Origin of the sequence: Gephyromycinifex aptenodytis (assembly GCF_012277275.1) — a bacterium.
Classification (GTDB): Bacteria; Actinomycetota; Actinomycetes; order Actinomycetales; family Dermatophilaceae; genus Gephyromycinifex; species Gephyromycinifex aptenodytis.
This window is the reverse complement of record NZ_CP051155.1, coordinates 1,004,867-1,024,660: the sequence shown is the minus strand read 5'-3', so window position 1 is coordinate 1,024,660 and position 19,794 is coordinate 1,004,867. Positions and strand designations below refer to the sequence as shown.

At 67.7% G+C, this 19,794-nt stretch carries 15 protein-coding genes; 13 read left to right on the top strand and 2 right to left on the bottom strand.

What is annotated here, in order from left to right:
* The first annotated feature begins 28 nt into the window (after nt 1–28).
* The 10 genes from G9V96_RS04310 (at nt 29) to G9V96_RS04265 (ending at nt 12,949) form a co-directional block, all read left to right on the top strand.
* Nucleotides 29–247: a Trm112 family protein gene (locus G9V96_RS04310; protein WP_168581930.1), complete on the top strand. Its 219-nt coding sequence runs from the start codon at nt 29–31 to the stop codon at nt 245–247.
* A 16-nt stretch (nt 248–263) separates the two neighbouring features.
* Entirely contained in the window at nt 264–1,445 is a 1,182-nt protein-coding gene (locus G9V96_RS04305) for an SIS domain-containing protein (RefSeq protein WP_168581929.1), read from the top strand.
* Between the two features lie 282 nt (nt 1,446–1,727).
* The gene (locus tag G9V96_RS04300) at nt 1,728–3,104 is read left to right on the top strand and encodes a mycothione reductase (protein WP_168581928.1); all 1,377 of its coding nucleotides are present in this window, start codon (nt 1,728–1,730) and stop codon (nt 3,102–3,104) included.
* Between the two features lie 151 nt (nt 3,105–3,255).
* A complete protein-coding gene (locus G9V96_RS04295; RefSeq protein ID WP_168581927.1) occupies nt 3,256–4,911 on the top strand; it encodes an Ig-like domain-containing protein in 1,656 nt (551 codons plus the stop codon).
* Between the two features lie 10 nt (nt 4,912–4,921).
* The gene (locus tag G9V96_RS04290) at nt 4,922–5,569 is read left to right on the top strand and encodes a class F sortase (RefSeq protein WP_168581926.1); all 648 of its coding nucleotides are present in this window, start codon (nt 4,922–4,924) and stop codon (nt 5,567–5,569) included.
* A 215-nt stretch (nt 5,570–5,784) separates the two neighbouring features.
* Nucleotides 5,785–7,227 carry an adenosylhomocysteinase gene (gene ahcY, locus G9V96_RS04285; RefSeq protein ID WP_168581925.1) on the top strand — a complete coding sequence of 481 codons (1,443 nt, stop codon included), beginning with the start codon at nt 5,785–5,787 and terminating at the stop codon, nt 7,225–7,227.
* A 449-nt stretch (nt 7,228–7,676) separates the two neighbouring features.
* Nucleotides 7,677–8,354: an MtrAB system response regulator MtrA gene (gene mtrA / locus G9V96_RS04280; RefSeq protein ID WP_168581924.1), complete on the top strand. Its 678-nt coding sequence runs from the start codon at nt 7,677–7,679 to the stop codon at nt 8,352–8,354.
* A 176-nt stretch (nt 8,355–8,530) separates the two neighbouring features.
* Complete coding sequence (gene mtrB, locus G9V96_RS04275) at nt 8,531–10,408, top strand: MtrAB system histidine kinase MtrB (RefSeq protein ID WP_226913466.1); 1,878 nt, start codon at nt 8,531–8,533, stop codon at nt 10,406–10,408.
* Nucleotides 10,405–12,153: an LpqB family beta-propeller domain-containing protein gene (locus G9V96_RS04270; protein WP_168581923.1), complete on the top strand. Its 1,749-nt coding sequence runs from the start codon at nt 10,405–10,407 to the stop codon at nt 12,151–12,153. The genes mtrB and G9V96_RS04270 overlap by 4 nt, the downstream gene beginning before the upstream one ends.
* Nucleotides 12,154–12,364: 211 nt before the next feature.
* Nucleotides 12,365–12,949, top strand: a complete 585-nt coding sequence (locus G9V96_RS04265) for a ComF family protein (RefSeq protein ID WP_168581922.1) — start codon at nt 12,365–12,367, stop codon at nt 12,947–12,949.
* A gap of 214 nt (nt 12,950–13,163) precedes the next feature.
* Here the strand turns inward: G9V96_RS04265 and G9V96_RS04260 are convergent, their stop codons facing one another.
* Nucleotides 13,164–14,168: a ribonuclease HI family protein gene (locus G9V96_RS04260; RefSeq protein WP_168581921.1), complete on the bottom strand. Its 1,005-nt coding sequence runs from the start codon at nt 14,166–14,168 to the stop codon at nt 13,164–13,166.
* 1,251 nt (nt 14,169–15,419) lie between these two features.
* Here G9V96_RS04260 and hpf point away from each other — a divergent pair.
* From hpf to G9V96_RS04245, 3 genes are all read left to right on the top strand, one after another.
* A complete protein-coding gene (gene hpf, locus G9V96_RS04255) occupies nt 15,420–16,097 on the top strand; it encodes a ribosome hibernation-promoting factor, HPF/YfiA family (RefSeq protein ID WP_168581920.1) in 678 nt (225 codons plus the stop codon).
* Nucleotides 16,098–16,176: 79 nt separating this feature from the next.
* Nucleotides 16,177–16,866 (top strand): response regulator, encoded by a 690-nt coding sequence (locus G9V96_RS04250; RefSeq protein ID WP_168583837.1) that lies wholly within the window; start codon nt 16,177–16,179, stop codon nt 16,864–16,866.
* Nucleotides 16,863–18,086: a winged helix-turn-helix domain-containing protein gene (locus tag G9V96_RS04245; RefSeq protein ID WP_226913464.1), complete on the top strand. Its 1,224-nt coding sequence runs from the start codon at nt 16,863–16,865 to the stop codon at nt 18,084–18,086. Before G9V96_RS04250 ends, G9V96_RS04245 begins: the two co-directional genes overlap by 4 nt.
* Here the strand turns inward: G9V96_RS04245 and G9V96_RS04240 are convergent.
* Entirely contained in the window at nt 18,074–19,774 is a 1,701-nt protein-coding gene (locus G9V96_RS04240; RefSeq protein WP_168581919.1) for a GNAT family N-acetyltransferase, read from the bottom strand. The two genes, G9V96_RS04245 and G9V96_RS04240, sit on opposite strands and share 13 nt — an antisense overlap.
* Between the last annotated feature and the right edge of the window lie 20 nt (nt 19,775–19,794).

Genomic DNA, 19,794 nt, shown 5'->3' with positions numbered 1-19,794 from the left:
CTCCCGATCCCTCGAAAGGAAACCCCCCATGACCTCCATGAGTCCGACCATCACCCCGTGGTTGCGTGAGATCCTGCGCTGCCCCGTCGGCGGCCACGAGCTCGTCGACGCGATCGGTCCTGACGGCACCCCGGAGCTTCAGTGCAGCCAGGACTGCGGTGACGGTGTGCGCCGGGCGTACCGGGTGGAGAACGGCATCCCGGTGCTGCTCGTGCAGGAGTCACGCGAATTCGGCGTCGAATCCTGACGGGAAAGGTTCCTCGGTGACCTACATCGACGAGGCAGTCCTGGACGACCAGGACCATCTCGCTGCCTGTGACTCCCGCAGCACCCTTCGCGCCTTGGCCACGGCCGGGGCTCAACTGAGGGAGGGTGCGCGCTTGGCCCGCGAGGCCGGTGTGGAGCGCCTGGCCCGCTCGGATCGTCCTCGTTCGGTCCTGGTCGCTTCGCTAGGTGGCTCAGCCGTGGTGGCCGACGTGCTCGACATGCTGGCCGAGCCGGGTTCGCCGGTGCCCGTCGCGGTGCGGCGCAACATCCCGCTGCCCGGCTGGGTGGGTTCGCTCGACCTCGTAGTCGCGGTATCGCTGTCCGGGCGGGCCCGCGGTCCGCTCGCGGTAGCCGCCGAGGCAGCCCGGCGCGGCGCCTCATTGTTAACCGTGGGCGCCGCCGACTCCCCGCTGGCAGCCGTCTGCGCCCGCGCTCGCGGTGTCCACGTGGACGTCGGCCCGGACCGGTTGTCCTCTCGCACCTCACTGTGGTCGCTGCTCACCCCGGTGCTGGTGGCCGCCAACGAGCTCGGACTCGTCGACGTCGACGAGGCTGCGCTGGAGCAGACAGCGCTGCGCTTGGACGCCGAGGCCGAAGCCGACCGCCCCAGCTCCGAAGCGTTCATCAACCCGGCCAAGTCGTTGGCGTTGCAGTTGTCCGAGACCGTCCCGGTGGTGCTGGGCGATGGACCGCTCTCAGGGGTGGCCGCTGCACGGGCGGCCATGATGTTGGCTCGAACCGCCCGCATCCCGGCCACTCATGGCGAACTGCCCGATGCTGCCTCTCAGGTGGTGGCCACCTTCGACGGCCCCTTCACCGCCGGCGGCGGTCGCGGAGTGGACCGTTTGCGAGCGGGCGCAGACATCTTCGCCGACCCCTTCCTGGACGGCCCGGCGCAGCCGCGGCTCGGGTTGCTGATGATCCGGGACGCCCCCGCGGACATCACCTCCCCGGACCATGCTGATCTCGCTGCCCTCAGCGATGCCGTGTTGAAGACGGCCTACGACGCGGGGGTGAAGGTCGCCACGATCACGGCCGAATCGGGGCATCCGCTGACTCGCCTGGCCGGGCAGATCGCACGGGTCGACTACGCCGCCACCTACCTGGCGATCGGTTCGGGCCTTGACCCGGCCGTCTCGGAGCATATTCATGCGCTTCGGGATCACACCCGGGCGTGAAGCGCGCTGCATCCCGGCTCAAGCGGGGATGAAGCCCGGCGCTATCCAGGACGGCGCACGCCTCAGCCGGCACTGAGCCGCGCTGAGGCGGGCTGCCGTTGGATTGCAGTCACGGCTGGGTCCGAGACCAGGCACGCCGGGGCACCGACGGCTGCTGCGGTGCGGGTCGGCTGACGACGCGCGGCGCGCCCTGGCCGGCCTGCTGGTCCTGCCAGGCCGCGCGGTTTGCGAAGATGGATCTTCGGGCGATCGCCCGCTGCTGCCCAACCTGGAGGAGTCCCTGTGGACCACGTTGACCTGGCAATCATCGGATCGGGATCTGGTAACTCTCTTGTCACTCCGGATTTCGATGGCCGCCGTGTCGCAATCGTGGAATCGGGCACCTTCGGGGGGACTTGCCTGAATGTCGGCTGCATCCCGACCAAGATGTTTGTCTACGCGGCCGAGGTCGCCACCACGATCCGCGACTCACAGCGCTACGGCATCGATTCCACCCTTGATGAGGTGCGCTGGAAGGACATCCGTGAGCGGGTGTTCGGGCGGATCGACCCCATCGCTGAGGGCGGCAAGCAGTACCGGCTCAACGGGGAGAACACGACGGCCTACCTGGGGCGGGCGCGCTTCACCGGCCCCCGCACGCTGCAGATCGCCCTGAACGATGGCGGCACTGCGCTGGTCGAGGCCGACCAAGTGGTGATTGCGACCGGCACCCACCCCAGCATTCCTACCCAACTGCAGAACACCGGGGCCCCGCTGCACACCTCGGACACGGTGATGCGTCTGGAGGAACTACCCCAGCGCATGGTCATCGTCGGCGGCGGCTACATCGCCTGCGAATTCGCCCATGTGTTCGCTGCGCTCGGCGTTCAGGTGACGCTCGTGGTTCGAGGCCAGCAGTTGCTGCGGCATCTGGATTCCGAGATCTCCCATCGCTTCACAGATGAGGCGAAGAAGCACTGGGACATCCGCTTCGGCACCGAGGTCACTGATGCCAGCGCCGCCGAGGGCAACCTGGCGAACGTAGAACTGAGTGATGGCACGACCGTGACACAGGCTGTACTGCTGGTGGCCACGGGACGCGCTCCCAGCACCGCAGACCTCGACCTTGCTGCTGCCGGGGTGCAGATGCACCCCGACGGGCGAGTGAAGGTCGATGCACATGGGAGAACCAACGTTGAGGGTGTCTGGGCCCTAGGCGATGTCTCCTCCGATTTCCAGCTCAAGCACGTGGCCAACCATGAGGCAAGGGTGGTAGCTCACAACCTGGCCCATCCGCAGGATTTGCGTTCTTTTGACGAATCCTTCGTGCCGGCTGCGGTCTTCACCCACCCCCAGATCGCTACGGTCGGTGCCACCCAGGACGAGTTGGACGAGCAGGGGGTGGACTATGCGGTCAAGGTGCAGGCCTACGGTGACGTGGCCTACGGCTGGGCGACCGAGGACACCTCGGGGGTGTGCAAGGTGTTGGCGGATAAGGCAACGGGGCGTCTGTTGGGCGCGCACATCATGGGATACCAGGCATCAATCCTGGTCCAGTTGCTCGTGCAAGCGATGCGTTTCGACTTGACGGTGGAGCAGGTGGCACGGGGCCAGATGTGGATTCACCCGGCGCTGACCGAGGTCGTAGAGAACGCTCTGCTGGGCCTAGATCTTACGTAGATATGCCGAATCCTTTACAGCAGCAGTAGTTTTCGCCTTCTGCACGCTCCCGCGGTGCGCTTATTCTCTCGATGAGGGCTGGTGATCTTGCCTGCGCTCCCGACCGGCCGCGGTACGGCCTGGGGGTTCGCCAAGGAGAAGACAGACCGAGATGACCACCCACGCAGTCAACCAGCGTCGACTTACCCAGTCCGCACGCCTCGTTTCGGCCCTGTTCCTCACGATGTCGTTCGGAATAGCCGGGTCGGCTGCCGACGCAGCGATCATCCCGGACGCGGTCACCGACGTCCGTATCGACAAGACGCAGATCAACCGCTGGGAACAGTTCAAACTCAACATGGATTGGCGGGTCCCCAACGCCAGCAAGGCCGGTGACACCTTCACCCTGGCGTTGCCCGCTGAACTGGAGGCGACCAACGGGTTGACCTTCCCGCTGATCGACCCCGCCGGGCAGACCGTGGCGCACGCCCGGGTCAACAACGGCGTAGCCACCTTCACCCTGACCGCCTACGCGGAAAGTCACATGGGGGTTCACGGCTCGGCGTGGTTCTGGGTGCGCTTCAGCGACAAGGTCCAAGTGGGGGACGAACTCTCCCTCAGCTTCGACGTGGGCAGCTCCGTCGTCACCGACAAGGTCAGCGTCGTCGGCCCGGTCGATGACACCGGCGGCATCGCGAGCAAGTGGCAAGACTGGAAGTCCAACGGCGTCACGGCCAAGAGACTGCTGTGGGCTATCGAGGGGCCGGTCGTGAGTCAGAACATGGTCGGCCAGACCTATGAGATCACCGACACCCCCGGGGCTGGGCAGGCGATCGACTGCGCCCAGATCAACCTGTTCACCGGGAACCTCACCGACGGAAAGTGGAGCGACGAAAAATTCGTACCCACCAACCGGTATGACAAGACCTGCAGCCCGAGCCAGGTGCAGGTCATCCTGCGCCCGGACGCGGCCGAGGTCGGCCGCAAGGTGCGGCTGCTGGGCGAGTCGAGCCTGACCGATGCCTCGTTGCCGGAGTACAGCAACGCCGGGCAGGTGCGGATCTGGGGATCGGCCATCTTCCCGGTCAGTTCGGTCATCAAGGCCGGTGGCTCTGGGGTCGGAATAGGGACGACCCCGGCGACCCCGCCCGCGCCCACGACGACCACCATCGCGCCGCCGACGCCGACGCCGACGCCGACTGATGATTCGGCGAGACCGACTGAGAGCGCGACTCCGACGCCGACCGACACCGCGACGATAGTGACGCCGACGGCTACCGCGTCAACGCCGTCTGAGAGCGCGACTCCGACGCCGACTGATACGGCGACGGTTGTGACGCCGACCGATACCGCGTCAACGCCGTCTGAGAGCGCGACTCCGACGCCGACTGATACGGCGACGGTTGTGACGCCGACCGATAGCGCGTCGACTCCGACGCCGACCGATAGCGCGTCGATGCCGACTAGCAGCGCGACGACGCCCAGTGCCGCGCCGGAACCCTCCCTGCCTGCAGGTACGGCTACTCAGCCTGCCTCGCCTAGCGCACCGGCAAATACGGTCCCGGTGATCAACCCAGTGGTAACCCCTGCCGCGACGGCGCCAGGAACTCCTGCGGGCACCGTGAACCCCCCGCCCCCGCTGCGCCCGGCTCAGACCCCGCGGGCGACCACGACCGTGACGGCGGGCGCAACGAGTCCGAGCCGGATCGACTCCGGTGTGCCCCAGGAAAGCAGTCCAGCCGATATGCGTCTGGCCGGAATCGGCGGCCTGCTCGCGCTGGCCTGCGGTGGCGCATTGCTGGCCCTCGGGCGACGCCCGACTCGCTGACCTGTGCAGCATGAGCGCTCCAGCAGGCGTGCTTCGTTCACTGGTCACGATGCTGCTCGTGGCTGGGGTCGTCGGGGGCGGGCTGCTGGTGGCTATCGGGTTGCAGCGGGCCCCGGCCCCGGCCGCGCCGCTGCCGCCTGCCTCGGTGCTGGCCGCCAGCCGTGAAGCTCCGGCGCCTGTCGCGACTCACGTTCCCAGCGCTCCTGCGCGCCCCTCCGTGCCGGGGCCGGACCGACTGCTCATCCCCGGACTTGGAATCGAGGCGCCGCTGCAGGGTCGGGCCCTGCGCGCCGACGGCGATTTCGTTGTCCCGGGCGACCCCCGGGTGGTGGCTCGATGGCATGGCTCCGGTAAACCGTGGGGCCCGGGTTGGACCGTGCTCGCCGGACACGTCGACTCTCGCGGCGAACCCGGGGCGCTGCACTCCCTGGCAAGTGTGCGGCCAGGGGATGCGTTGGTGACCACGACCGGCGACGGCCAGGTGCTGGACTGGGTGGTCCAATCCCTGTCGGTGTCGCGCAAAGAAGATCTGCCGGACTTTCCGGCGACCGGTCCCATGGGGTTGGCCGTGGTTACCTGTGGCGGGCCGGTGATCAGTACCTCCGCCGGGCGCCACTACCGGGACAACGTCATCGTCTGGGCGCGCCCAGCCGACTGATCCGGGCCCCGACCGCTCCGTCTCCAAGGCCGAGGTGACACCTGTAGGTGCTCCGGGGTCGAGCCCGGAGCACCTCGGCCGATAGGGTGGGAGAGTTCCGGCGTGGGTGATGACCCGCTGCGGACCGCTGCCTGGCTCGCCGAGTGAGGTGGAGGTACTCCGGCCCAGATGGGCGTCGCCGGGCGTTAACTGTCGAAACCCACGAAAGAGTGCGTATGTCCTTCGATTACAAGGTCGCAGACCTGTCCCTACACGAAGCAGGACGCCACCAGATTCGCCTCGCCGAGCACGAGATGCCCGGTTTGATGGCGCTGCGCGAAGAGTTCGGCGAGTCCAAGCCGCTCACCGGCGCCCGCATCGCAGGTTCCTTGCACATGACCGTTCAGACGGCCGTGCTCATCGAGACGCTGACGGCTCTGGGCGCCGAGGTGCGTTGGGCCTCCTGCAACATCTACTCCACCCAAGACGAAGCTGCAGCCGCCATCGTCGTAGGCGCGGGCACGCCCGAGGACCCCCAGGGTGTCCCCGTCTTCGCCTGGAAGGGCGAGACGCTGGAGGAGTACTGGAACTGCACGAACGAGATCTTCACCTGGGGCGACGGCGAATTCGCCAACATGATCCTCGACGACGGCGGCGACGCCACCATGCTGGTCCACAAGGGCCGCGAGTGGGAGCAGGCCGGCGGCGTGCCCCCCACCACGGAGGAGGACTCCGAGGAGTTCGGCGTGTTCAAGGCACTCGTGCGCCGCACGATGCAGGAGAGCCCGAACAAGTGGACCGAGGCCGCCAAGCACATCAAGGGCGTCACCGAGGAGACCACGACCGGTGTCCACCGCCTGTACGAGCTGCACCGCGACGGTGAGCTCCTCTTCCCGGCGATGAACGTCAACGACGCCGTCACCAAGAGCAAGTTCGACAACAAGTACGGCTGCCGTCACAGCCTCATCGACGGCATCAACCGCGCCACCGACGTGCTCATCGGCGGCAAGACGGCCGTCGTCTGCGGTTACGGCGACGTGGGCAAGGGCTGCGCCGAGTCCCTGCGTGGCCAGGGCGCGCGCGTCATCGTCACTGAGATCGACCCCATCTGCGCGCTGCAGGCAGCCATGGACGGCTACCAGGTCGCCAAGCTGGAGAGCGTCGTCGACAAGGCCGACATCTTCATCACCACGACGGGCAACTTCGACGTCATCACCGCAGACCACATGCGTGCGATGAAGAACAAGGCCATCGTGGGCAACATCGGTCACTTCGACAACGAGATCGACATGGCGGGCCTGGCCAAGACGCCCGGCATCACCAAGACCGAGATCAAGCCGCAGGTACACGAGTGGACCTTCGAATCCGGCAGCTCGATCATCGTGCTCTCCGAGGGTCGTCTGCTCAACCTCGGTAACGCCACGGGCCACCCCAGCTTCGTCATGTCCAACTCGTTCGCCGATCAGACGATCGCCCAGATCGAGCTGTTCACCAAGGCCGGTACCCCGGATGCCTACGAGACCGGCGTCTACGTGCTGCCCAAGCACCTGGACGAGAAGGTCGCGCGGGCGCACCTGGCTGCTCTGGGCGTCGAGCTCACCGAGCTGACCAAGGCGCAGGCCGAGTACCTCGGTGTCGACGTGGCCGGCCCGTACAAGCCGGAGCACTACCGCTACTGAGTCGGTACTGACTACTGACCCCGCGCTCTGGTTCACCAGGCGTCCTGTTACCGGGGCCTGATGTCTTGAGCGCAGCAGCACCACGAGGCGGTCACCCGCAATGCGGGTGACCGCCTCGTCGTTTCTAGCGCCGCAGGCGGCTGTTCACCTTCGCGCAAACCGGTGTGATGACATCGGGTGCGTGCAGGTTGCTCGCTCGGTGGGCGGCTGGCTTCGATTCGGCCACGGCGGGGCGTACCGATCGGCCGTCCCAGCCCGGCCAGGCGGGGTGCTTCCCGGCTGCGCCGTGCGGTTGTCATGGACAGCACCCGAAGGCCGCTCGGACTCGGCAGCTGCGGGCGCCGCTGGCCTGGTCGCGCAGTCGGCTCGCCGCGCTGGCAGGTCGGCGTCCATACGGTTGGCGGCAGCGTGGGTAACATCGTGCGGGGACGGGACCTGAGGGAGGACCTATGAAGGCACGGGTGCTGGTCGTCGACGACGACCTCGCTTTGGCAGAAATGTTGGGAATCGTCCTGCGCAACGAGGGGTTCGAGGTCGATCATGTCGCCGACGGCTCCGAAGTGCTCGAAGTTTTCCGGCAGACCCGACCCGATCTGGTGCTTCTGGACATCATGCTGCCCGGGATGGACGGCATCGAGGTGTGCCGCCGCCTCCGGGCTGAGACGCTGGTGCCGATCGTCATGTTGACGGCCCGTACCGACACCGTCGATGTCGTGGTCGGGTTGGAGTCAGGTGCAGACGACTATGTCAGCAAACCGTTCAAGCCGCAGGAGCTTGTCGCCCGGGTGCGCGCGCGTCTGCGCCGGGGAGACGACCCGGAGCCCGAACGGCTCACCATTGGTGATCTGGTGATCGATGTCGCTGGGCATTCGGTCAAGCGCGACGGGCAACCGCTGGGACTCACCCCGCTGGAGTTCGACCTGCTGGTCGCTCTGGCGCGTAAGCCATGGCAGGTCTTCACGCGCGAAGTGCTGCTGGAGCAGGTGTGGGGGTACCGCCACGCGGGGGACACTCGACTGGTCAACGTGCACGTGCAACGGCTGCGCAGCAAGATCGAGAAGGACCCGGAGCACCCTGAGATCGTTCTCACCGTTCGGGGCGTGGGCTACAAGGCCGGGCCGGCCTAACCCAGGTGCCTATGCTGCATCGAGGTCGAAGGGATCGTTCGGACACGGCGGCCGAGGTCGTGACGGGCCAGGTGCAGATCCAGGCTCCTGGCGCGCCGCGGCCGCTGACAGACGGCGCCGCCACCGTAAGAGCGGGCGATGCCAAGCCGGCTTCATCCGCCCCTGCTGGCGCGAGCGTGGCCACGGAAAGCGCCCAGGGTGCTCGGCCCGCCCGCGGGCAACGCCTCGTCCAGCTGCTGCGCCGCTGGGCGCACCGAGTGGGCCGGTTGTGGCGGGTCAGCCTGCATTTCCGGGTCGTCGCCATGACAGTCCTGCTCGGCCTCGGGGTCACCGTGTTGCTGCAGACTTTCCTGTACGACCGCATCGCCGATGGTCTGGTTCAGGGTCGGATTGCCACGGCCAAGGAGGAAGCGGCCTACGGCGCCCGGGACCTGCAACGAGGATTGGACGCCACCGACAAGACCGACATCGAGAGCCTGCGGCAGTTCACCTATGACCTGGTTCGCCAGCAGGAGACGCAAACCCCGGATCAATCGCGGGAACTCATCCTGACCCGCGCGGTGGATAATCGGAACGGACCGACCCGGGTGCCGACCTTCTACACCGGTTTGGACCCCAGCATCCTGCCCGACGAGCTACGCCAAGCCATCGCCAAGGACCCCGCTCACCAGCAGGTGCAGATCGTTCCAGTCCCGATGAACGGACAACAGGTTCCTGCGGTCGTGGTCGGCTCCCAGGTGATGCTGCCCGAGGTCGGCGCGCACGAGCTGTACTACGTCTTCCCCCTGGAACGCGAACAGCGCACGATGGCGCTGGTGTGGCGGGTCTTCGTCGTCGGTTCCATCGCGTTGGTCGCCTTGGTGGGTCTTGTCGCCTTTGTGGTGACGCGGATCGTCGTGGACCCGGTGCGTCAGGCGGCTGAGGTCGCGGGCCGGTTGAGCTCGGGCCACCTGAACGAACGAATGCTGGTCAAGGGTGAGGACGACATCGCTGCCCTGGCGATGGCGTTCAACGGGATGGCCGACCATCTGCAGGCCCAGATCCGCCAATTAGAGGACCTCTCGCGGGTGCAGCAGCGCTTCGTCTCGGATGTCTCGCACGAATTGCGCACTCCGTTGACGACCATTCGGATGGCTGCCGAACTCATCCACGACCAACGCCAGAGTTTCGACCCGGTGGTGGCGCGCTCCACCGAACTCCTGCACGCCCAAGTGGGGCGGTTCGAGGAATTGCTCTCGGATTTGCTGGAGATCAGCCGCTTCGACGCCGGCGGCGCAGTCCTGGACGTGGAAGACGTGGACTTGCGGGTGGTGGTGGCGCGGGCGCTCACCTCGGTCGAGACGTTGGCGGCCGCCAAGGGCAGCGTCTTGACGGTGTCCGGCGATCAGGAACCGCGGATCGCTGCCGTGGACGCTCGGCGGGTGGAACGTATTCTGCGCAACCTGCTCGTCAACGCGGTCGAGCATGGCGAGGGCCAACCAGTGCGGGTCGAGATGGCCTCTGACCCGACGTCGGTTGCCGTGGCGGTGCGCGACTACGGGATCGGTCTCAACCCCGGCGAGGCTGCGCTGGTGTTCAACCGTTTCTGGCGCGCTGATCCCTCACGCAAGCGCACCACGGGCGGTACCGGCCTGGGGCTGGCGATCGCGCTTGAGGACGCGCGGTTGCATCGGGGTTGGCTGCAAGCCTGGGGGGAACCGGGCCAGGGCGCCCGCTTCCGGTTGACACTGCCTCGAATCGCCGCCGACAGCCTCACCCATTCACCGCTGCCGCTGCGTGACCTACGGCTGACGACAGCGACCAAGCAAGCAGCAGCGGACAGCGACGAGGGCGGCGATGAGGCCGAACCACGCGCCGTGGCAACGCCGGCAGACCTCAGTGAAGCCACCGAGACCGCCGAGCTGGTGCGGGCGGACGAGCGGGCAACGGTGGTGCAGACCATGCGGGAAGCCACTGCGAGCGCGGATGAACCGAGGCAATCAGACGGGCAGGAAATGCGGCTTCCTGCCCCTGAGGAAAGCCAGCCGAAGCAGGCAAAGGATGAGCGGGCGTGAGCCGTTGGCCCCGAGTCGCAGCTGCCGCTGTGGTGGCGGCACTGAGCGTGGCAGGCTGTTCGGGTCTGCCCCGGCACAGCCCCGTGGAGCAGGGTCACGAGATCGGCGCTCCCGTCTTGCCCCCGGTGCGGTTCCGCTTCGAGGCCCCGCCGCGGGGGGCCGAGCCGACCCAGATCGTTTCTGGCTTCCTGGCCGCCGGATGGTCGGCCGATGATGACTACGCGGCGGCCCGGGCCTATCTGACTCCGCAGGCGAGCCAGCGTTGGACGCCGCGTTCGCACGTGGTGGTCTATGAGTCGGCCTCGAGTCTGGAGGTGACGAAAAGCAGTGATTCGACGGTGCGGATCGCTGTCTCGGGGGCGGCCCACCTGGACGAGCACGGACGATACACCCCGGCGCCGGCGGGGGAGGTGATCGCTGCCGACGTGCGCTTGGCCAAGGTGGACGGGCAGTGGCGTATCGCAGCGGTTCCCAACGAGTTCGGGCTGTGGCTGAGCCACTTCTATTTCGAACGGGCCTACCGGCCGTTCGACGTCACCTACGCCGATACCAGAACGCGGGTCCTGGTGGCAGACCGCCGCTGGTTTCCCACCGTCGGTGGCCTGAGCACTGCGCTGGCCCGAGCTCAGCTGGAGGAGGCTCCCACCTACCTCAAAGGTGTGGTCGAGAACAATGTGCCGGCCGGAACCACCCTGGCGGTGGACACGGTGCCGGTGACTGGCGGGGTTGCCCAGGTCGAGCTCAGCCGCAGCGCACTGGAGGCCACGGCCGACCAGCGCCGCGCGATGTGGGCGCAGATGCTGACGACGCTGCGTCAGGTACCTGGGGTACGTGAGGTCTCGCTGCGAGTGGATGGACGCCCGCTGGCGCTCCTTAGCGCCCAGAGTGAACCCAAATCGGTTGCCGAGCTGGGGTATTCACCCGTGGCGGGGGTGAACGTGGAAACGGTGGTGCAGCGCACCGGCTCCCAACTGACCGCGGTTCCGTTGGCGACCTGGCTGGGCCGCTCGGATGAGACCGACCGGCTGGCCAGCGCCCACCTGCCCAGCATCGAGGCGACGTGGAAGCACGTGGCGATCGGGGCAGAACTGCGCCACACGGTCGCAGTCTCCGACGATGATCGGCGCCTCATGGTGTGGCAGGGCAAGCAACCCCGGCCGGTGCCGGAATTCGGCACCGGCCTGTGCGCGCCCGCCATCGACACCGAGCAGCGGCTCTGGGTAGCAGGTCGCAGCAACGGCGCGACGCGGGTCTGGAGTCGACCGGTGGGTGCGTTCACCCTCGCACCGAGCGCGCTGTCCGCACCGTGGCTGGTCAATCGCCAGGTGCAGGCTGTGGCGCCGGCCCCGGATGGGCGACGGTTGGCCCTGGTGAGCACCGACGCAGCCGGGGTGCCCAGGGTGGAAGTCAGCGGCGTGGTGAAGAAGTCAGGCGTCCCGGCGCGCCTGAACCAGCCCTGGACGGTAGCGACCGACATCGTTGAACCCAGCGCGGTGACGTGGATGGATGACCGTACGTTGGCGGTGGTGGGTAGGCATTCCGGTGGCAGGGTGGCGCCGATCATCGTCCCGCTGGGCGGGGGAGTCGAACCCTTGAAGGGGGTGGACACCCCTATCCAGATCGCATCGCTGGGTGGCCCTCGCGGGTTGATTGTGGTTTCTGAGGACGGGACCGTCTCCCGGCGGGTCGGCACCGGGTGGCAGTCCCGCGGCAACATCGACGAGATCATCGTCCCGGCTGGCTGAGGCACACAGGGCGGCGGGCTCGGCCGGTCCCGTACACAGGCGAGCTTGGTGAAGGCTGCCGCAGCCTACGGACTGCCATGGTCGGGCGATGCGATCTCTCACCCCTGCCCTCGAGCTTCTCGGTTGCCTCAGTGAGCTCGTCGATCTGGCGATGCCACCGGTCTGCGTCGGCTGCGCTGCGCCCGCCACTCGGTGCTGTAGAGCGTGCCGGGTGGAGCTGGCAGTTCTTGCTAGCAGGGCTCCGCTGCCCGCGCTGCAACTGCCCGGGGTCGTGCCGCCGGTATGGGCAGCTGCCCACTACGGCGGAGCCCTCCGTCAGGTGATCCTCGGTTTCAAGGAGAGCGGGCGGCGCGACGCGCTGGGTCTGCTGGTCGATCTACTGGCAGCGTCCGTGCGCTCGGGGCTGGCGCGGGCCGGGACCGGCGAGGTGCTCCTGGTCCCGGTGCCTTCATCGCGTGCCGCGACTCGGCGCCGCGGTCTAGTGCCCATCAACGTGCTTGCCTCAGCGATGCTCGCGCGGGAAAGGTTCCCCGGCGTGCTGTGCGCCCCCGTGCTCACCCATCGGCGGCGGGTGTTGGACAGCTCGGGTCTTGACCGTGCGGCGCGGGCCAGGAACCTGGATGGGGCCGTGGCTGTGGCGCGGGCCGCGCACGTGTCTGGGGCGGTCTGCATCCTCGTCGACGACATTGTGACGACGGGCGCGAGCCTGGCCGAGTGCGCTCGTGCCCTGCGCCAAGCCGGGGCGTGGCCCTGCGCGGCCGCTGTCGTGGCGGCTACCCCGAACCGGCACAGGTGATCGTGCAGATCCTTCGCTGGTTTTCCACCGGCGCACATCGCGGCGATGGATCCGGGAAGGCGCCGACATCGCCAAAGACGCCGGTCTGAAAGGCTTTCTATTGCAGGGATTCGCTCAGAGCCGCCTGTTGCTGACCGACATGAACGGCCTGCTCGCGTGGATGGGCATGTTGGCCCCACCCGGTCGGACCGAGGGTTGACCCTCAAGCAAGGCCTCATCCAGCGGGCCGCGTGGGTGTCCCCTGGTGAAAGCGCATCTGCCAGCCGGACGTGGTTCGCACCCAGATGGAGCTGCGCAAGGCGGGCGTCGCATTACCCGATGAGCGCCAGACCAGCAGGATGACGTCGTCGGCTATGTGGTCGAGATTCACCACCTCGATCTGAGTCGGATCATCCAGGGGCGCAATGGACGCCAGCATCTGATCCCGCGTCCAGAGACGCCCCGAGGCGCCGATCTCCGTGCAGTGCGGGTGCAGCAGCGCATCGACCCGCTCGCGATCGGAGCGCACCGCGTCGAGCAACAACGCCTCCTCGCGCCCGAGGACCTCATCGACCTCGTTCATCCGCGCCCTCGCCTGCCAGGGCGCCGGTGCCGCGGGCGCGTCTGCGGGCTCATCGAAGCTGAACAGGTCCAGTTCCGGCTCGGCCTGGGGGGAGCGGCCACCTGCCGGAACGGTGCGGGAGGGTTCCACAGCGCCCGACTCAGCGCGTGAGTCCCCCACGCTCCCAGCCTGCGCCGTGGTCTTAGTGGCACCGGAACCCCCGAACCCCGGGCCGTGGGGAACCTCGGTCTTGTCACGAAAGGCGCAGGCAGCCGCGTGGGCGCGAGAGTCGGCAGCCTCATTGAGGTCGTGTCCGGCGTGGCCCTTGACCCACTCGAACGTCACCCGACGACCGGTGATCGCCGTGTCGATGTCCTTGAGGAGCTCGAGGTTCATGACCGGCTTGCCGTCGGCCTTGCGCCACCCCTTACGCTTCCAGCCCGGCATCCACTTCGTGACTGAATTGATGACGTACTGCGAGTCGCACAGCACGTGCAGCGGCTCATCCGCGACGTGCGAGGTCTGCTGCAGCAAGTCAAGGACTGCCTTCAGCTCTCCCATGTTGTTGGTGCCGTAGGGCCACCCGCCAGCCGCCCAACACGAATCGTCGACGTACCACGCCCAGCCTGCCGGGCCGGGATTGGACAGGGACGAACCGTCTGCTGCTGCGATGATCACGGGCGTCAGTCTGCCGCCACATCACCACCGGCGTCGATCGGGCCGGGCGAACAGGGCGACGCGCGACAACAGCACTCCTGACGATCCGAACGCTCAGACCTCCCCGTCTGACAGGCTCCCCAGAATCGAGTCGTCGACGTGTGCCAGCAGCTCCGCCGGGTCGCTCCGCCGGGTCGCTCCGCAGATGGCGGGTCCACGGTGCGCCGATTCAGGTGGACACCGCCGGCGGCGAGCTCGTGGGCGATCCCGGGCCGCGGACCACTTGTGCTGACGCCGCCACGCCTCGATGTCCGCCACCACGGTGGCGGGGTCGCGTTCGGACTGTGACGAGGCGTGAAGGGTCGGTCCTGCAAGGCGAGGTCGCCCTAACGTCGCCACCGGTTGACCCATTTCGGGGCGCAGGCCCAACAGATACCTATCTGTGCCGCCAAGTGGCTGATCGGACGGGACTGACAGGGCGCCCTGGCCCACACCGGCCGCCGGAAGGTCGTGCACGTGAGGAACGTCAGCCCCTGGGCAGCGCCCGGATACGTGCGGTTGAGCACCGCCCTGTCGAGGAGGTGTGAGAGCTTCCATCTTCGGAAGACCCGACGTCTACCCCGGCACCGACGCGCCCACCCCCATCGCCCCTGCTGGGGTTCGACCTCCCCCCTCAACTTGGGAGAGCCGGTTTGCCCGTCTGATCTCGCAAGGGGAGCTTCGGTGGGGCCGTTGCTCGTGCCGGGCCGGTCGAAGAACGCGAGCACGTCGGCGGGTCGGACCGGGGTGCGGCCCAGGCCGGGCGACCTCAGGCAGCCCTGCGCGGACGCCGGTGGCGATGGAGTCGATGAGGGCGGTCATGGTGGCCTTCTCGGTCGCGCGGTCGGGGTCGCGGTAGGCGGCGATCATCCGCTGGTAGACGCTCCAGGTGACCTCGACCCGACGTGGCGCTCGTCGGCGAACCGGTCCTGCAGGCGAGCCTTCTGCTTGTCGGTGAGCAGGTCAGTGCCGGTCGCCATCTCAAGCATCATCCGGACTAACGTGCTGGTGAGACCACCGCGAAGTCCTCGCTATTCCTCAGGCAGTCGACTACCGTTCATGTATGGGATCCCCATCCGGCCCATGGCGTTCTTCGGTCCGTCTCGACCGACCAGTTGCCACCTCAACGTGGGGTGAGCGGCTGCGAGAGGGGGTGGTGCTGACTCGTTATTCGGGCCGCGCGTAGACGCAGGTTCTCGGCCCGTCGGAACACTGACAGCAGGAGGAATCCCCGTGGAGATCGTCGTCACCGGACGCCAGATCAAGGTCTCGGATCGATTCCGTGAGGTGCTCACGGACAAGCTCGCCAAAGTGGAGCAATACGCTCCCCGCACCCAGCGCATCGAGGTCGTTCTCAGCCATGAGACGAGCCGCAACGCACCCAAGGGCAGCGAACGTATCGAGATCACCTGCCTCGCCAAGGGGCCCGTCGTCCGCGCCGAAGCGTACGCCGATGACAAGTACGCGGCTCTTGACCTCGCTCTCGACAAACTCGCCGAGCGGCTCCGCAGGGTAGGTGACCGGCGCAAGGTCGCCCGGCGGCGTGGCCGTGATCTGGCCGAGGCCACCGCCGACCTGCAGGTGGCCACCCTGGGCGGTAGCGAATCTGCCCCGAACGAGCCCGGCTCGCAGTCCAACGACCCGACCGACCGCATCCCCGCCGAAGGCGATTCTCCGATCGGGGTTCGCGAGAAGGTGCACGTCTCCGTGCCGATGACCTTGGATCAAGCGCTCTACAGCATGGAGATGCTGGGGCACGACTTCTTCCTTTTCTACGACAAGGAGACCGACCAGCCGAGCGTTGTCTACAAGCGGCGCGGTTGGGACTACGGAGTCCTGCACCTGCAGGTCGACACCTCAGAGCAGGCCGACCAGGAGCCCATGCCTGAGTCAGAGAGCGCACCTGTCTGATCGGGTGCAGTAATGAGCAACGCGGGGTGGGAGGCCGAAACCTCCCACCCCGCGCGCATGCCATCATGACGACGTGAGCATGCAAGGATCGCTGCCCCCGCCTGCCGATGACGCCATTCGTGTCCTGGTCGTGGATGATCACGTGCTGTATCGACGTGGACTCGAGGTGGTCCTGAACCAGGAAGACGACATCCGGGTCGTCGCCGAAGCCGGCAACGGTCCCGATGCGGTCGCTGCAGCTGCCGATGTCACCCCGGACATCGTCCTGATGGATGTGCGCATGCCCGGTGGCGGTGGCATCCCCGCCTGTCGTCAGATCCGCGACCTGTCCCCGACGACCCGGGTCATCATGATCACGACCTCTGACGATGAGCGGGACCTGGTGGAGTCGATCCGGGCCGGCGCGACGGGTTACCTGCTCAAGGACGTGCCCCCCGAAGAAGTGGTAGCCGGGATCCGAGCCGTGCATGCAGGGCAGTCGCTGCTGTCCCCCTCACTGGCCTCGACCTTGCTGGATGAGTTCGCCTCCATCCTGCGTAGTACCTCCGAGCAACGCACTGTGCCCGCCCCGCACCTGACCGATCGGGAGCTGGAGGTCTTGCGTTTGGTCGCCCAGGGCCTGGGGAACCGGGAGATCGCCAAACGGCTGTTCATCAGCGAGAACACCGTCAAGAACCACGTGCGCAATATCTTGGAGAAGCTGCAGATGCACTCGCGGATGGAAGCGGCGCTGTACGCGGTACGGGAACGGCTGCTGGACGGGGCGTGAGGGCGCTGTCGCTGCAGTCTCTGCAGTCGCTGTCCACCGCTGAGGCGCGCCGCATCGCGCTGGAAGCGCAAGGGTTCGGCGCGCGGCACCGCCCGCGCGGGCGGGTCGGGGCTCAGGCCCTACGCCGTGTCCTGGATCGGCTCGGGGTCGTACAGATCGATAGTGTCAACGCCGTCTGCCGCAGCCAATACCTGCCCTTCTTCTCCCGTCTAGGCAACTACGACACGCTAGCCCTGGACCGACTGCGCGACGATTCTCGGGCCCGGTACGCGGTCGAGTACTGGGCACATGAGGCTTCGCTGGTTCCGATGCAGACATGGCCGCTGTATGGGTTCCGAATGCGCCGGGCTCAAGACCAATGGGGCAGCATGCGTCGGGTTGCACAGGCCTATCCGGACCTGGTGCGGGTCGTGGCCGAGCAGGTGCGGCAACGCGGTCCGCTCACTGCCGCCGAACTCGAGTCGATCCTGCGCCACGACATCCCTGCACGCAGCGGGCAGTGGGGGTGGAACTGGAGCGCGGTGAAGTCTGCGCTGGAACACCTTTTCTGGACGGGGCGGCTCACCAGCGCCGGACGCACCAGAACGTTCGCCCGCCGCTATGCCGATCCGCAGATCGTGCTCCCGACCTCGGTACTGGAACGCGGACCGTACGGGGCTCACCCGATTCCAGATCAGGAGTGTTTTACCGGCCTGATGGAATTGGCCGGCCGGGCCTTGGGGATCGGCACCGAGCAGTGCCTGCGGGACTACGCTCGCCTGACACCAGCCCAGGCACGCCCGGCGCTGCAGCGCCTGGTCGAAGAGGGAACGTTGCAGACCGTGGCGGTGCAGGGTTGGCGCCGACCTGCCTACCTGCACCGGTATGCGCGCGTCCCGTCGCGCACGGCCCATGTCGATGCGTTGCTCAGCCCTTTCGATTCCCTGATCTGGCAGCGGGATCGCACGCGTGCGCTGTTCGGGTTCGACTACCGCTTGGAGATCTACGTCCCGGCTGCCAAACGGGTGCACGGCTACTACGTACTGCCCTTCCTGTGCGACGGCGCGCTGGTGGCCCGGGTGGACCTGAAAGCAGACCGGGGCGCGGGGGTGTTGCGGGTGAACGCCACCCATTGGGAGCCGGGGGCGCACAACAGCCAGGCACAGCAGCGACTGACGGACCAGTTGCGCCAGCTTGCCGACTTCCTGCAGTTGGAGCAGGTGGCGGATCAGTCCCGGTAGTAGTGCCAGTTCTCGGCACTCGCCGTGCTCGCAGCGCCCGGTACAGCCGGTTCGCAACCCCAGCGACGGAAACCAGCTGCGTCCAGCGTCGCCTGCGAAGCGCGGTTGTCGGCAGCGGTGATGGCACTCAGTCGCCGCAGGCCCGCACCACCGGCGCGCGGCGCAGCCAGCAGGTGCTCGGCGCCCAGCCGCACAGCCGCGCGTGCCACGCCCTTCTTGCGCTCCGCTGCCCGCACCCATACCGCGATCTCGGACTGGTCGTTCTTCAGCTGGGCTCGCAAAGTGCCCACTGGAGTGCGATTCACCCGGATCGCCCAGCACACCATTTCGCCGACGGCGTGGGCGGCCCGCAACTCCCGGAGCCAGTCCTGGGCGTCCTGGGCGTCCGCGTGCGGGTGGGCGCCGGGCCAGCCGTCAGGTTCGCGCAGCAGTTCAGCTATGGCCGGCACATCTTCGTCGGTGAAGGCTGACAACGTGACGTCCTCCTCGCCGAGCATGGGCAGGCGCAGCAGCTGCCACTCTGGCGCTCGCAGGAGAGCCCGTTGATGCAGTTCGACCTCGACCATGTCGACGTTGCCTGCACCTGGGCGGTGGCTGAGCAGAGCACCGCGGGCCACCCCGATGGGGCGGAACCCGGCGCGGCGCAGGCCGGCCAGCGAAGGCAAGTTCGTCGTTTCGGCATCGGCGCTGAGGCGCTCCAACCCCAGGCCTTCGTTCTCGGGCGCAGCGAACGCGTACCGCACCACTTCGTCCAAGGCTGCAGCCAGCACCCCGCGACCTCGGGCCGAAGGCAGTAACCAGTAGCCGATCCGGCCGCCGGGCCGGGATGGCTGGTTCAGCCGGAAGACGTGGATGGCGCCCAGGACGCGGTCGCTCGACGGGTCGGCGATGCACCAGAAGACGCCCTCACCGGCCGCGGAGCGTTCCTGACGCGCGTGCAGCCATGCGGGGAACTCGGCTGCCGTCGGTACCAGGTCGCCGAGGAAGCGCTCGGCGAGTTCATCGCGGACCTCAGGCAGGACATCGTCTGCGCGCCAAGGCCGCAACCGGGCAGCAGGGCTGATCAGGACAGGCGCGTTGAGCCACGGAGTCTGCGGGGCGCGTGGTTCATCGGCGCGCAGCGAAGCCTCCCAGGCTTCACACGGCCCGGCGGCGGGCGCGGACGGCGGCGGGGCGAGCGAGCCGCGCGTTGTGGCCTCGAATCGAAAACCGCACGACCAGGCCGCGCGCCGGGAGGCCCAGTTGCCGACGACGGCGCGCCAGCGCAGCACCTGCAGACCTTCGACATCGAACGCGTAATCCACGACAAGTCGAAGGGCGCGTGCCGCCAGCCCCCGTCCGCGTGCGGCGGGATGCACGACGAACCCCACCTCAGCGCTGCCATAGCCGCTCTGCCGGTAATTGATGAAGCCTGCGAAGCCCATGTCGGCGGTCTGAATGGCCCAGCATCGACGGGAGCGGGCGGCCGCTGCCGCATCGGCGCCGAACGCATCGGCCCAACCCGCTCGGGCTGCGGCGATGAATTCGCGGGCCTGCTCTGGCCCGTACGGTTGTGGCAAGGGCAGCCACCGCAAGGCTTGCGCGTCGGTGCACTGAGCCACCATCGCCGCGACGTCATCCTCTTCCAGGCCGCGCAACAGGACTACGTCGTCGCTCAGGCGCGGCGCGTGCGGGATGTCGAGAGTCACGCCGCAAGTCAAACATCATC